The organism is Saprospira sp. CCB-QB6, from assembly GCF_028464065.1.
Classification (GTDB): Bacteria; Bacteroidota; Bacteroidia; order Chitinophagales; family Saprospiraceae; genus Saprospira.
Genome location: NZ_CP116808.1, coordinates 1,041,112 through 1,055,927, shown reverse-complemented (window position 1 = coordinate 1,055,927; position 14,816 = coordinate 1,041,112). Strand labels below are relative to the sequence as shown.

The 14,816-nt window shown below is 46.5% G+C and carries 11 protein-coding genes and 1 tRNA gene; 6 read left to right on the top strand and 6 right to left on the bottom strand.

Features of this window, described 5'->3' with window-relative positions:
* Nucleotides 1–43: 43 nt before the first annotated feature.
* The 5 genes from PPO43_RS04015 to PPO43_RS03995 form a co-directional block, all read right to left on the bottom strand.
* Nucleotides 44–1,042 carry a CobW family GTP-binding protein gene (locus PPO43_RS04015; RefSeq protein ID WP_272620521.1) on the bottom strand — a complete coding sequence of 333 codons (999 nt, stop codon included), beginning with the start codon at nt 1,040–1,042 and terminating at the stop codon, nt 44–46.
* Between the two features lie 77 nt (nt 1,043–1,119).
* Nucleotides 1,120–1,359, bottom strand: a complete 240-nt coding sequence (gene iscX / locus PPO43_RS04010; RefSeq protein WP_270100047.1) for a Fe-S cluster assembly protein IscX — start codon at nt 1,357–1,359, stop codon at nt 1,120–1,122.
* A gap of 12 nt (nt 1,360–1,371) precedes the next feature.
* Nucleotides 1,372–1,710, bottom strand: coding sequence for a 2Fe-2S iron-sulfur cluster-binding protein (locus tag PPO43_RS04005; RefSeq protein ID WP_272620519.1), 339 nt, complete (start codon nt 1,708–1,710; stop codon nt 1,372–1,374).
* 307 nt (nt 1,711–2,017) lie between these two features.
* On the bottom strand, nt 2,018–3,019 hold the full coding sequence (locus PPO43_RS04000; RefSeq protein WP_272620518.1) for a succinylglutamate desuccinylase/aspartoacylase domain-containing protein: 1,002 nt from the start codon (nt 3,017–3,019) through the stop codon (nt 2,018–2,020).
* Nucleotides 3,020–3,040: 21 nt separating this feature from the next.
* The gene (locus PPO43_RS03995) at nt 3,041–3,496 is read right to left on the bottom strand and encodes a hypothetical protein (RefSeq protein WP_272620516.1); all 456 of its coding nucleotides are present in this window, start codon (nt 3,494–3,496) and stop codon (nt 3,041–3,043) included.
* Nucleotides 3,497–3,575: 79 nt separating this feature from the next.
* Here PPO43_RS03995 and PPO43_RS03990 point away from each other — a divergent pair, with 79 nt between their 5' ends.
* Nucleotides 3,576–4,244 (top strand): hypothetical protein, encoded by a 669-nt coding sequence (locus PPO43_RS03990; RefSeq protein ID WP_272620515.1) that lies wholly within the window; start codon nt 3,576–3,578, stop codon nt 4,242–4,244.
* 82 nt (nt 4,245–4,326) lie between these two features.
* Nucleotides 4,327–4,403, top strand: a tRNA-Arg gene (locus PPO43_RS03985).
* Between the two features lie 219 nt (nt 4,404–4,622).
* On the opposite strand, the gene PPO43_RS03980 is transcribed toward PPO43_RS03985, so the two are convergent.
* Nucleotides 4,623–5,579, bottom strand: coding sequence for a DUF6089 family protein (locus tag PPO43_RS03980; RefSeq protein ID WP_272620514.1), 957 nt, complete (start codon nt 5,577–5,579; stop codon nt 4,623–4,625).
* A 322-nt stretch (nt 5,580–5,901) separates the two neighbouring features.
* On the opposite strand from PPO43_RS03980, the gene PPO43_RS03975 reads away from it, so the two are divergent.
* The 4 genes from PPO43_RS03975 to PPO43_RS03960 all read left to right on the top strand — a co-directional run bounded on the left by PPO43_RS03975 (nt 5,902) and on the right by PPO43_RS03960 (nt 14,737).
* A complete protein-coding gene (locus tag PPO43_RS03975) occupies nt 5,902–7,224 on the top strand; it encodes an HTTM domain-containing protein (protein ID WP_272620513.1) in 1,323 nt (440 codons plus the stop codon).
* Nucleotides 7,225–7,688: 464 nt separating this feature from the next.
* A complete protein-coding gene (locus tag PPO43_RS03970) occupies nt 7,689–10,148 on the top strand; it encodes a TonB-dependent receptor (RefSeq protein WP_272620512.1) in 2,460 nt (819 codons plus the stop codon).
* Between the two features lie 244 nt (nt 10,149–10,392).
* On the top strand, nt 10,393–11,877 hold the full coding sequence (locus PPO43_RS03965) for an Ig-like domain-containing protein (protein ID WP_272620511.1): 1,485 nt from the start codon (nt 10,393–10,395) through the stop codon (nt 11,875–11,877).
* A 151-nt stretch (nt 11,878–12,028) separates the two neighbouring features.
* Nucleotides 12,029–14,737, top strand: coding sequence for a D-alanine--D-alanine ligase family protein (locus tag PPO43_RS03960; protein ID WP_272620509.1), 2,709 nt, complete (start codon nt 12,029–12,031; stop codon nt 14,735–14,737).
* Nucleotides 14,738–14,816 lie beyond the last annotated feature (79 nt).

The window sequence follows — 14,816 nt, the reverse complement described above, 5'->3', positions numbered from 1 at the left end:
GCAAAAGAAAGGCCCCGAACATCGAGTTCTGGGCCTTATCTATTTAAAAGCTAGTCTCTAGGGCCAGCAATTGTTTCAGGCTTTTTTCTAGGATATCCTTGCGCAGATTTTTGCCAATAAAGACAATTCGGCTTTGGCGGGGTTTGCCTTCGGGCCAATCATCGCCCAATTGGAGGGCAAAAGATTTTCGGACTGATTGCAGGACCATCTTTTTATCTTGCCATTGCACCCAAAGCACGCCCTTCACTCGATAAATGCCTTCTCCTTGTAGCATGAGCAGCACTTGTAACCAATGCCGAAGCTTGAGCAGATCAAAGGGCTGATCAAAAACAAAGCTATGCGTAACCAATTCGCCTTGCTCATGATGATGGTGGTGGTGACTGCCATGGCTGCAAGTTTTGGGTTGATGTTGGGCTCTGAGCTTTTCTTCTACGGTAGCAAAAGCATAAGCTTGTAGGTCCAGAAGATTGCGTTCTGTTTTGCCATAATCGGCCTCAATGATTTCGGCTAAGGGATTGAGCTTTTTAAGGCCCGCTTTGGTTTCGGCCAATTGTTCTGCGGAAACGCTAGACTTTTTATTGAGCAAAATGAGGTCGGCAAAGGCGAGTTGGCGTTTGGCTTCTTCTCTTTCGGCTAGGCTGTCTAGGGTATATTGCGCATCGGCTAGGCAGATGACGGCATCTAGTTGAAAATAGGCTTGGACCGAGGCATCGGCCACAAAGGCGGCGGCGATGGCATCGGGTTCGGCTATGCCTGTGGTTTCAATAACGAGCTGGTCAAATTCGTAATTTCCGTTGAGGAGTTTGGCCAGGGTATCGACCAATTCATCATTTAGGCTGCAGCAAATACAGCCATTAGAGAGTTCGAAGATTTGGTCTTCTCCACGGACCACCAAATCTTGGTCAATGCCTAATTCGCCAAATTCATTTTCAATAATGGCCAACTTCTTATTGGGGTAGCGTTGGATGAGTTCGTTGAGCAGGGTCGTTTTTCCGCTGCCCAAAAAGCCAGTAATGATGGTAACAGGAATGCGTTTATCCATAATAGTATCTTTTTGTCAATCAGAGGAGTTTATACATGGCAAAAAAGGCCACAGCAATTTGCTGTGGCCTTTTTGTTTTATTGGTTGTCTCTCCATTCATAGACCCATTTGGCTTGGATTTGCTCGAGGTGGCCCTCGTTACAATCTTCGCGTTTGCCCACAAAATTGGGTAGGTCTAGCACCCATTCGATCAGGTCGGTAAAGCGGATGCGATAAATTTTGGATTCGGTAAAATCGTCGCCAAACTTATCATAAAGGCCCATGGCGATATCCTCATAATCGGTCCAATGGATAGGAAGGTCTAGTTCAAAACTCATGAGATCTTATATTTAGTGTTCGTGTCCAATAATGCGAGATTGGTCAGGGACCAAGACCTCAATAACGGCATCTTCTTCTTGGATGATGCATTGGCAGGCGAGTCTAGACTCAATACGTGGGTCGAGAGCTCTATCAATAAAGTCCTCTTCTCGGTCTGAGATTTCGGGTAGGCTATCTTCGCCTTCTTCAATATAAACGTGGCAGGTACTACAGGCGCAGACGCGGCCACAGTTATGGTTAATATGAATGTCGTTATCATCAGCCAATTCGGAGATATTATCGCCTAGGCTGGCTTCTAGTTCCTTAGGTGGAATATTGGGGTCTTCAAAAATGAATTTTACAATAGCCATATTGTATCGGATCAGATATTTTTTAGTTGCATGAAATGCCAAGCGGTTGGGATGGGCGGCGGAGCCGCCTCGGCCTTTAGGCAATTGGCCTAGCGATGTGTAGCAGTGGCCGAAGGCCAGACCAAAGCGCTTTAGCGCTGCAGGGCCGAGCAAACCTGCGAGCTGCGAAACGTAGCGCCTGCCAGCTTGCTGGCCGCGGGCCCCAAAAAATAGCCATGAATAAAACAATTGGCCGTTTCCGTCTTGGGCCGCAAAGTTAACAAGACTAAATCAAAATAGTTGTTTTCTTTGGACAAACTTGCAGATTCTAGGCATTGAGGATTGTTTTGGGGATTTTTCGGCCCAATTTAGGGGCAGACTGGTCCATATCTTCAATGATAAAAAAGCCGTCGTTGCCTTGTTTTTGGTAAAGCGGCATGAGGATGAGGCCATCGAGGGGGGAATAGATGGGGCCATTTTTGTCTTCGGCCAGCAATTCTCCTTTGTAGATGGGGTCAAAATTGCGATAAATTTTATCGCTACGCATCTTAAAGTTATCGCCTTGGTGGATGCGGTGGCAGTAGGCGAGTCGGCCTTCTTTGGGCAGGCCTTGGTTTTCTTCGCTAAGGCGGAGTTCGTGTTTCATTTCGATATCTTCGGCATAGAAGCCGCCCATAGCGGTAAAGCATTGGATGATCGCCGAAACGGCATGGCCGACAGAGGAGAGGCTATCGTGTTGGCCGGCTTCAAAGCAGATGCAAGTCAGTTGATGTTGGGGAAAATTTTCTTGGCGAAAATAGTGAAGGATCGTACCTTCTAGTCCGTCGAGAAATCCGTGTAGGAGCGGAGCGTGAATATTGAGGCCCAGCGCTCTAGAATTTTCATCGGTAGAGGGGATGAGGAACATCCCGCCCTTGGCGGTAGTGGTGTGCAAATCGAGCAAAACAACCTGTTCGTCCTGATGTTGGTCCATCAGTTCTTGGATGGTTTCGAGCAGCCCTTTGAGTTCTTTTTCCTCTTGAGATTGGAGTTCATCAAAGGAGCTATTTTTGATTCGTTCGACCCGTTCATTGGTCCAGATTCGGTTAAAGTCCTCATCAATAAATCGTTGGCCAGAGGCGATAGCGGCTAGGTTGCCTCTTAGGGCGACGATACGGCCGCGATAGTCGAAATCTGCTTTATTTTGGTACTCTTGATCAATGCGTTGAAAGAGTTCTTGAACGGCATAATAGCCAGCGGGTTCGTTGCCATGAACCTGGGTGAGAATAAGCAACAGCGGCCCTTTTTCAGAGCCGCTGCGTTCGCCCAGAATGCGCGAAATTTGAGTCATAACGTTAATATTTTTCGGGCATTAACTGCCTTCGTAGTAATCAGCTTCTGTGAGGATATACATGAGGCGGAGGGGGTCTTCGCTATTGAGTTTGAGTTTTCCTTTGAGCGTGATGGGTTTATCTATGCGATAGATAATGGGCGTTTTGGCGTCGATTTCGATCACAGATTCGGGCCCAGCTCCGCCACAAAAAAAGCAAGAGCTATAGGGAAAGGCCGAGAGGGTCATGCGGCCACCACTCAGGTCGGCGGGAATCACATACCCTTTGAGAACGATCTCTTTTCCGTCTAATTTTTTGATACTTTTATTGAATACGGGGGTGTAAATTACCGTCCCGCTCTCGATGTCAATTTTTGACTTATATTTCACTTTGCTCAAGACCTTCCAGAAATGCAAGCCATCAGAGGGGTTTTGGGCCAAAAGTCCAGAACCTAAGCTGGCAAATAGAAAGCTGAATATCAGTGCTAAGGATTTCATTTTATAGTAGTTTTAAGTTCCGTCTGCGGAAGTTTACAAAAGTAATGATTTATTCCTAGATTTAAAATCCAGTATTGCTTTGCCAAAATCCATTCCCAAAATTATGCAGATAGAAGAACTCATAGCCTTGCTCAATCAGGATCCCATCGCCCTTTTCTTTTATTTTTTGCTGCTGCCTTTTGTGGCTTTATTGCTCAATATTGTCTCGGGCCCATCGCCAGAAGCCAGCTCCTACGGCTATCTGTATTCTTTAGTGGTTTACGGAACAGCCATTCCCGCTTTGGTTTCAATTATATTTTGGGCCTATAGCATTATGTTGAACCAAAAAAACCTCTTAGAGTTGAGTTTCAGTATCTATTATTTGCCGCTGATTTCGGCAATTGCAGTCGTCACTATTTTAAGAAAAAAGGGACTAAAAATGAAATGGCTGCCTTGGTTTGGCGAGTTATACGAGCTGCTTTTGGTGGCGGCCTCCGCTTTGGGGCTCTTACTCCTCTTGATGCACAAAATGGTGCTTCCTTTTCAAGAACTTTGGCAAATTGGTCTTTCTTTTCTGCTCTTCTTTTTGGCCTTCAAATTTTTGTGGGAGTACAGTCAGCAGGTTTTTCGCTCTTCTGTTTTTTTTGGGGCCCGCGGCCAGCAAGCTGGCCGCCGCTATGCTTCGCGGCTCGCAGGTCTGCTCGGCCCTGCGGCGCATAGCGCCACTGGTCTGGCCTTCGGCCACCGCTACGCAGCGCTGGGCCAATAGGGCCTGGCCAAGTTCCCAACTCAAAAAAATGATTAAAATATTTGGCCGTTTGATTAAAAGTTGGCATATTTGCGCTGCAGTTGGCTCCATAGCTCAACTGGATAGAGCATCTGCCTTCTAAGCAGACGGTTACAGGTTCGAGTCCTGTTGGGGTCACCAAAGCAGCTAGTTTTTACTAGCTGCTTTTTTTTGTTTTAACCTATATATCAAGGACTTATCTACCATTCTTGCGCATTACTGCTGCATGGAAAAAAGGCCCAAATTCGCCTTGTTTTTAGGGAATGTTATACCCAAGTTATACCGAGATGGGGAATGAAAAAAGCCGAGCAGGCCTTCACCTACTCAGCTTTTCTATTTCAAACAAATCGCTTACTTAGCCTACCAAACGGGGCAACCATAACGGCGACCACCACCCAACGAGCCACCATCAAAGAAGTAGCTAAAACGAAGCGCGATTGTATAATAAGAGTCATTATCCTTGGGGTCTCCTCTTTGCTCACCTGGAGCAGAGACATAGCCATTGACCAATCCAGGGTCAATCTCTACAGAGCGACGAGCCAAAGCCGCAGCCAAAGCCGCTTGCTCAGGCGCAAAATTCGCATAAAAAACTTGGGGATCTACATAGTCCACAGAAACATCATCAATATAATCTGTGAAAGTTAGACGGTGGTTCACCTCAAAAGAAAGCGCCCACTGATCGTTATAATTCCATTTTACCCCAAAACCCAATGGCACATTGAACTGAGTTAAGGCATAAGGCGTACGACCATCTACCAAACCTTGGCCCTCTGTAGATAGCGGCTGTAGGTCTACCCATTGTCCATTGTATTGCGCCTGTGGATTAAAGTTGAAAATACCCACGCCAATAAATCCATAAGGAGAAATTACGCTATAACTCTGGTATCCACCTCCTAGCTCAAAGTTGTAGGGAATGATTTCCCCAGCAATAGAGGCCTCAAATACATGCGAACGGAAACTGAGGTTGCGGTAATACCGATACCAAGCTTGGTCGGCATCTCGAGTCTCTCCACTAAAGCCACTCCCCGCAAGCGCATCATCTCCAGCCAACTGCAAGTAGTTGATATCCGCACGAGCAGAAAAATAAGGGCCAATATTCCAACGGCCAAAAACACCAATTAAAGGGCGGATGGCCTTGAGGTCTGTATCCCGAATGAATGGGCGACCAATTTCACTTTGCCCCCCAAGGTCACCTAAAAATTGAGAGGTCCCAATCTGAAGACCAATTTCATAAGGGAAAGGCGGCTGATAACCGGCTTGAGCTTTTAATAGCCCAAAGCTAAACATCAAACAAAAGCTAAGTAGTCCTATGCGCATGCTACTAACAGTATGTAGAGGTGAAGAAATGGTAATGTTATGTCTTGATATTTGTCTGTGCCCGCCAAGATACCAACTTTTGTTGGGCTCTCCTGACTTTGTAGAGAAAAACCAAATATGTTAATTTATCCTTAAAAATAAGAGGAATTAGGTTTTGATTTTATGGAAAACGCCAATAAAAGCGCTCCTAGTATTTCAAGGATTGCGAAATATTCAGCTTTCTCTATTTTTAGCGGGAAGATAGGACTTTCCCCTCTTTTTCTGACGACTCCATAATTTTAGCCCGTATTAGCCTACCTTTGCGCCCAAAAAATTGGTCCTTATGAACTTACTCGCTCAGCCTAAAAGTATTGCGCCTCTCCTTAGTTTCCGAATCATTTTCGGCCTTTTGGCCGCTATACTCTCCGCGAGAATGCTGCTGCTCGGCTGGGTCGACAAATTCTATATCCAACCCCAGTTTGCTTTCCGACTTTGGGGCTGCCAAAACTTGCCCGAACTCCCCGCAGCAGGACTCTACAGCTGTTTTGTCCTCATGATTCTCGCTGGCCTAGGCATCGCTTTGGGCTATAAATATAAACTTTCGGCTGGGATTTTTTTTAGTTGCTTTACCTATGTCGAGCTTTTAGACCTTACCCATTATCTCAATCACTATTACCTCATCTCTCTCTTGGCCCTACTGATTTGGATATTGCCCGCTCATCGCGCCTTTTCTCTCGATCATCCCATCTCTCCTGAATTGGTCAAAGTTCCCGCTTTGTACATTTGGACGCCCCGCCTGCTTTTTGTGCTGGTCTATTTTTTTGCGGGCCTAGCCAAACTCCAAAGCGATTGGCTTTTTTTAGCTCAACCTTTGCGCATTTGGCTGGGTCAACAATCCGATTTCCCCCTTTTTGGGCCAATCCTCGCTAGTAGCTGGCTGCCACCCTTTTTTGCCTACTTTGGCGCCGCTTTCGACCTGAGTGTGGGCTTTTTCCTCCTTTGGTCCAAAAGCCGAAAATGGGCCTATTGCTTCGTTATCGCCTTCCATCTCGCCACCGCCACACTTTTCCATATTGGCATTTTTCCCTACCTTATGATGGCCTGCACCACAATTTTCTTTTCTAGCCAATTTCATGAAAAAATAATTACTACCTTTGCGGCTGTATTTAATTTGACTTTGTCTAAATTAAAACTAGAGTTCGTTCTTCCTGCTTTTCAGCGCTATTTTCTCTTGTTTTTTCTGCTTTTTCAGGCGCTTTTTCCGCTGCGGCATCATCTCTATTCGGGCAATGTGCTTTGGCACGAACAGGGCTTTCGCTTTGCTTGGATGGTCATGCTGGTTGAAAAAAGAGGCTACGCCCAATTTAAGGTCGTAGATGGACAAACGGGACAAATGAGTTGGGTCAATAATTTGGACCATCTCAATGAAAAACAAGAAATTATGATGGCCTATCAACCCGATATGCTCTTGCAGTTTGCGCATTATTTGGCCAATTATTACCAACAGGAACAAGGCTATCAAGCCCCGCAGGTTTACCTAGATGCTCAAGTGAGTCTCAATGGTCGCCTGAGCCAACGCTTAGTTGATCCCAAGGTCGATCTGGCCCAAGAAAAAGCCTACCTTTGGGCCAAACCCAATTGGATTTTAGCTTTTCAAGGGGATTGATTTGGGGCTTCCCCGCCGCCGAAGGCGGCGGGGCGCTATGCTGCGGGGCTCGCAATTCTGCTCGGCCCTGCAGTCAGGCTTTGCCTGCCTTTGGTCTGGCCCTTCGGGCCACCCGCTCCGCAGCGCTAAGCCGCTCCTCGTTTTATTTTACTTTTGGCCATTTGCTTCGGCCGTTAATTTTATGAGGGCTTTGGCCCTCATTCATCTAGCATTGCGAAGCAATACCATTCTGGCTGTAGGTTTTAACCTGCAGCCAAAAAGGGCCGAAGGCCCGCAGGCTGAGGGATGGACAGCAGTGGCCGCAGGCCAGACCCAGCTTTTGAGCGCAGCGAAAAAGCGCAGGGCCGAGCGATCAGCGAGCTGCGACACAGCCCGACCCGCCTACTGGCGGGGCAGCCCCCAAAAAACGAAATAATAAACAGCAAGCGCTTTTATATTAAGTTCATTTAAAACAAAAGGAGTTTATGCGACTTTATGGCTATCTCTTTTTCTTCTTGCTTCCTTTTTTAGCGGGAGCGCAACCGGCTCTTCAGGGCCAATTGACAGATAGTTTGGGCCAAGCAATTGCTGGAGCCGAGCTGTTTTTGGTCCAAAAAATGGCCTTGACCAAAAGTGATGCCCAGGGCTTTTTCCGTTTCGATAGTTTGGCGGCTGGCCCCTATCAATTGGATGTTTATGCGGAGGGCTTTCAGGGCCGATCTTTAGTGCTGCAACTGCCTATAGATACGCTTTTGCAAGTTGTTTTGCAGCCTTTTGAGCGTGAGGGCCCCACGGTTTATGTGCAGGCGGAAGAGGGAAATTATGGTTTGCAGCAATTTCGGGCGGTAGATTGGGACAAAATGCTGATTGGGGCCGCTAAAAAGTCGTCCATTATCAAGGCGAGCAAGTTGCAGGGCAATTTGGCCGCCAACAATAGCCGTCAAGTTTATGCAAAAATTGCGGGATTGAACATTTGGGAGAATGATAATTCAGGCATTCAGCTGAATATTGGTGGCCGTGGGCTGAGTCCCAACCGCAGTTCTAACTTCAACACCCGCCAAAATGGCTATGATATTAGTGCAGATGCTTTGGGTTATCCAGAGTCTTATTATACGCCTCCCGTTTTGGCTTTAGAAGGGATTGAATTGATTCGGGGAGCCGCTTCATTGCAGTATGGGACGCAGTTTGGCGGTTTGCTCAACTTTAGAATGAAGCGGGGAAATAAGGATTATAAATTACTTTGGAATAGCCAACAAACGGGCGGTTCTTTTGGCTTTTATTCTAGCTTTAATAGCTTGGAGGGCCGAAAAGGGAAGCTGCGTTATTATGCCTTTCATCAATATAAACGAGGCGATGGCTGGCGGCCAAGCTCTGCTTTTGAGCAACATACGGCCTATTTGGGCTTGCATTATCAGTGGAACGAAAAGTTGAGTTTGTCTTTGGAGCAAACCTATATGTCTTATGTGGCACAGCAGCCTGGAGGCTTGACCGATTTAGAGTTTCGGCAAAATCCCCGACAAGCTAAGCGTCCCCGCAATTGGTTTCGGGTAAATTGGGCCATTACGGCTTTAGACATCAATTATCGATTGGCCAAAAATACCAAGCTTAATTTTCGACAGTTTGCGCTTTTTGCGGGCCGTCAATCTTTGGGCAATTTGGAAGCCATCAATCGGGTAGATTATGGTGGTCCAAGACAGCTGATTAAAGGCCAATATCAAAACTTTGGACAAGAAAGTCGGATCATGCACCGCTATAAGATTGGGGCCAAAAAAATGGGCGTTCTTTTAGGAGGTGTTCGCCTCTACAAAGGCTTTACCACCCAAGCCCAAGGCCTAGCCAATGCAGATAGTACGGGCAGTCGAGCCGATTTTACCTTTTTGGAGCCCGCTAAAGGCATCCTCAATTCGGACTATAATTTTCCCAGTTTTAACTTTGCCGCCTTTGCGGAGAACTTCTTTAGTTTGGGCAAGGGCTGGAGTATTACGCCCGGTTTGCGTTACGAATACATTCAAACTCAGGCCGATGGTTATTATCAAGATCTTTTGGTGCAGCCTAGTGCAGAAGGAGCAGACACCTTGCGCAATGAAGCGATTTATGAGCAGCGAGGACGCAATCGCTCTGTTTTTTTGATGGGGATTGGGTTGAGTTATCGGCCCAAGGACCAATTAGAGATTTACAGCAATATTTCACAGAACTATCGGGCCATTAACTTTAATGATTTGCGTTTGGTCAACCCCAATCAAGTGATTGATCCCGATTTGCAGGATGAAAGTGGTTTTAATGCCGATTTAGGTTTTCGGGGACGTTGGAAACGGCATCTCCGCTTTGATTTTTCTTTGTTTTATTTGGCCTATCAAGATCGAATTGGGAATATTTCTACCAGTCGGCCCGATCCTGAAAATCCAGATCTTATACAGCTCATTTCTTATCGCTCCAATATTGGAAATGCTCGCGTTTTGGGCCTAGAAAGCCTGATAGAGTGGGATATTCTGCGCTTATTCAAAAGTATCAAAGAAGATAAGGGGCTTTTATTCTTTAATAACTTTTCCATTTTGGATGGGCGCTATACACAAACGGCCAATACTTTTGCGCAAGGCAAATTGTTGGAACTGGTTCCGCCCATTAGCTGGCGTCTCGGCCTACAGGCTTATCTAGGAAACTATAAAGCCAGTCTACAATATGCTTATACAGGCAGCCATTTTAGCGATGCTAGTAATGCCGAACTAGTGGCCAATGCGGTTTTGGGCCGCATTCCCGCCTATGGCGTTTGGGATGCCAGCTTTAGTTATCAATATAAAGCCCTGCGCTTAGGATTGAATGTAAATAACCTATTGAACAAAGCTTATTTCAGCCGAAGAGCATCTGCCTATCCAGGTCCAGGTATCTTGCCCGCAGAAGGGCGCTCCATTCAGTTGAGCTTGGGCTGGCAGTTGGGACTAAAGTAGTACTAACCCGTCACGAATTGATAAATAAATGTAAACTATTTAGCTTGAATAGTTGCTGCTAGAGAAAAGTGCAGATTTTTTTTAAAAAAAGGAACTAATTTTTGATGGTAGTTTACTGATTGTAAATCAGTTGATTGTGTGCCGTGGTTTCTTTCTTGAATGTTTGTTTAATTAGGTCTTGGCATATTTTTAGGCTTAGGCGGCTGCCAGAACAAACTACTTAATTAACATTCAACATTTCAAAATGAAATTTTTAAATTATTTAGGACTTTTTAGTCTGCTTTTTCTTGCCTTGACTTCTTGTAAAAAAGATGAGGATAACAATAATGACAACCAAGATGCAACTAACCAAATGCTAGTCATTGAAAATGGTGCTCAAACCATGTTGATGGATGGCAGTTTGACTTATACGGCTATTTTGCTAGATACAGAAGGTAATCGTACAGCAGCTAGCAATGTTAGCTGGTCGAGTACGAATACAGATGTAGCAACTATTGCTAGTAATGGTAGCGTAACTGTGGCTGCTGCAGGTGTAACAACAATTCAGGCTTCTGTAACTATTGGAGGAAGTACCCTAACTAGTTCTGCACCTCTAGCTGTTCAAACGCCAGCGCTTTTTGCTGTGGCTCCTGCAGCTGTTTTAGTAGATACTGATTTTCCAAATATTCAGATGGAAACTGTTTATTTTGGAACCTCTTCTCCAAGTTATAGCTACCAGTCTAGCGATAATACTGTAGCTACAGTAAGTGCTTCTGGCGAATTGAATTTTATTGGTGCAGGAAGCTGTATCATCACAGTAACGGCTTCAGGCATCGATGGTAATCCCGTAGTAGAGGTTCCTGTAACAGTATTGGCTCCTCCTGTAATTGAATTGCCCGTACAACGTGTGGTAGTTAGCCCAGCTAGCCAAGTAATCCTCAAAACAGAAACTGCTCAATATACAGCTAAGGCCTACGATATGGATGGCAATGAAAAAACAGTGACATTCAATTGGACTGTGGCCGATCCTTCTATCGCAAGTATTGATGCTAGCGGAAACATTACTCCTTTGACTATTGGAAGTACTAAGGTTTATGCTATGGCTCAAGGTGTTGTAGGGGAAGCTCAATTAGAAATTAGCCCAAATAAAGTAATTACTTTGGACCCCTTAACTGCTTCTGTTGCAGCAGGTAATACCCAGCAGTATAGCGCTACTAAATATGACGTAGTCCGTAGCAATGGCGAATTGGTCCTCACCAACCCTCAAGCAACATCTAATGTAAATTGGGAAATCCCCACTTTCGGTTTTCCCATTTTTGATGTAGCTACCATTGATAATAATGGTTTGGCCACTGTAAAATCTTCTGCAAATCCCGGAATGTCTACCTTCGTTTTGGCTACAGATGCTAATGACTCAGAGGTGTTTCCTGGCGTAAGTATGCTCTCTGTTGCTATTGCTTCTTCTTGTAACTGCGGTACAGCTGATGCAAACGCTGCTGGGCTTAATCTCACTAGCTCTTCTAATGTTACTGTTGGATTTGGACAAACAGCGCAAATCTCTGCCGAGGTGGTAGATGCTGCTGGAGCCCCTCTTTCTAATGCTACAATTACATATTGTTCAGACAATATTCAAGTGGCCGATGTAGATGCTAGCGGAGAAATTTCTGGAACTTCTTTCACTGGAGGAACCGCTAATATCACGGTTTGCCATGGCAACTTTAGCCAAACCGTTACCGTAACGGTACAGTAATATAACTTAATATCAAAGTTTGTTCTAGGCCTCGACAATTTTGTCGAGGCCTTTTGCTATTCCCCCTCTAATACTCTCCTCCTTCTACTCTCCAAACTCTCTAAAAAATCTGCTACCTTTGCGCGCATCATTATAAATCCGCCTTGCGCCTATGTTAACTATTGGAATCTTTCTGGCCGGCCCTTCCCGCGAACGCGAAATCGCCTTTGCAGGCGGCCGAACCGTCTACGATAATCTAAATAAACAACTCTTTCGGCCTATCCCTATTTTTGTCGATAGCTTTGGCCAACTTTGCCTACTCGATTGGGAGTATCTCTATAAAGGCAGTATCCGCGACTTTTATCCCCCCGTGCAGGCCCTACCACCTAGCCCACATCATTTTCAAATTTATGTGGAAAGTCTCGGTCTCTCTAAACAAGCTTCTAAGGAATTACTCGGCCAAATTGGTCGCCCAATTAGCTTTAGCGAATTACCCGAACTAATTGATTTTGCCTTCCTTAGCCTACATGGCGAATGGGGCGAAGATGGCCAACTCCAAGGCATGTTAGAGGCCCTAGGCATCCCCTATAGTGGCTCTGGCATTCGAGCAAGTAGTCTGGGCATGGACAAAAGTTTCCAAAAGAAGATGATGCAGGCTGGCGGTTTCGAAAGCCCCCCCATCCAACAAATCTGGGCCAAAGACTGGAGCGGCCAACTGCCCAATATGGAGCAGCTCAAAAAGGAAATGGGCTTCCCCCTAGTCGTTCGCCCCTCTAATCAAGGCTCTTCTATCGGTGTGAGTATTGTCGATCAACCCGAAGACCTTATCGCCGCCCTAGAAGATGCCTTCTTTGGTCTCGAAATTAGCGCCCAAGATTGGCAGCAAATGAATAGAGAGGAACAGATCCAATGGATGCGCAAATTACTTGATATCCGATCTGGCTTAGGGTTCCCGCTAGAAGTACAAGGCCCCAAAAAAGATAAACAATTGCTCTACCATCCCGAGCAATTACTGGCCCTACTCGATAAGGAATTAGGGCAGGGACATAGCCCCAAACTCCACCTACAAAGCCAATACCGAGAAGAAAGCGTTTTACTTGAAGGCTTTATCGAAGGCCGAGAGTTTTCCTGTGTCGTGATCCAAGATGAAGACGGCCAACCGATCGCTCTGCCCCCCACCGAGATTATCAAAGGCAAAGAGCTCTTTGACTACCGTTCTAAGTATCTGGCCGGACTCTCTCGCAAGTTGACGCCTATCGATTTGCCCGAGGAACAAATTCAAGCGATCCGACAAGAGTGCGAACGCCTTTTCCGCTTCCTAGAGTTTGATGTCTATGCCCGAATTGATGGTTTTATCCAAGCCGATGGCCGCATTATTCTCAATGACCCGAATACCACTTCGGGTATGCTGCCTTCTTCTTTCTTTTTCCATCAAGCCGCCGAAATTGGCCTCAATCCCTCGCATTTTCTCAGCTTTATTATCCACCGATCGCTCTTGGCCCGCAGCCGAAAATGCCTGCGCCCCAATAACTACGGCCAATTATTGGCCCAATTGGAAAGCGAGATGCAACGCCTAGAAGGAGAGGTTTCCGAACTCCAAAAGGTGGCCGTCATCCTTGGCGGATATTCTTCCGAGCGCCATATTTCGGTAGAAAGTGGCCGCAATATTTATGAAAAGTTGGCCAGCTCGGCCAATTACCTGCCCTTTCCCGTTTTCCTTACGGGCAAGGCCGATGACCAACAGCTCTATGAGCTGCCCATCAACCTTTTGCTCAAGGATAATGCAGATGATATTCGCGATAAGTTGCTGAATTATAAGGTGCATCCCATTATCCAACAGATTCGCCAAGAAACGGCCCATATTGCTCAGCAGTTTTCTGGCCGCAGTAGCCGCCTTGATCCCCGCCCACTCTCTTTTGATGCCCTAGCGGAAGAGACCCGCCTGGCCTTTATCGCTTTGCATGGCCGCCCCGGTGAGGATGGCGCCCTCCAAAGAGAATTGGCCCAAAGAGGGATCGCTTTTAATGGCTCCGAGGCCGATTCTGCCGCCTTGACGATCGATAAATATCAAAGTCTACAAAAGCTGAAAGCCGCAGGCCTACCCGTTACCGAACAAATCCTCTTGAGCAAAAGCGATTATCTGGCCCAAACTCAAGCCTGCCTCAAAGAAGCTGGCGAAAAGCTGGGCTGGCCCCTGATCGCCAAGCCCGTAGATGATGGCTGTAGCTCTGCCGTGAAAAAGATCAAAAATGAGGCAGAACTGGAGGCCTTTCTGGCCGCCCTTTTCCGCGAGGAAGAAGCCCTGCCCCAAATTGCCCAAGATCGCCTAGCTATTCTACCCAAAGAGGAGTTTCCCCAAAAGGAATATGCCCTCTTAGAGCAGCTGGTTGAGCAAAAAGATGCCCTGCACTTTCTAGAAGTGACGGTGGGCCTACTTTGCCATCACGAGGCTGATGGAAGCATCCGCTATGAGGTCTTTGAACCTTCCGAAACCCTAGCCTCTGGCGAGATTTTATCGCTGGAAGAGAAATTTTTGGCTGGAGAAGGTCAAAATATTACCCCCGCCCGCCTAGCTGTTGGCGAACTCGAATACGCGCCCCTGGCGGCCCAAATCAAAGCAGATTTGGAGCAGGCCGCACGCATTTTGGGCGTTACGGGCTATGCCCGAATCGATGCTTTTGTCCGCATTTATGCCGATGGCCGTGCCGAAACCCTCGTCATCGAGGTCAATTCTTTGCCCGGCATGACGCCCGCTACCTGCATCTTCCACCAAACGGCAATCAATGGCTATCAACCCTTCGATTTTATTCGCCATATTCTGACCTTTGGCCAAGAACGAGAAGCTCAAAAGCAATTGCAGCATTCCAATAAAGAGAATTAATCTGTTTTGGGGCCTCCGCTGCGGCCTACGGCCTTGCGGCGCTACGTTCCGCAGCTCGCTATTCGCTCGGCCCTGCGCG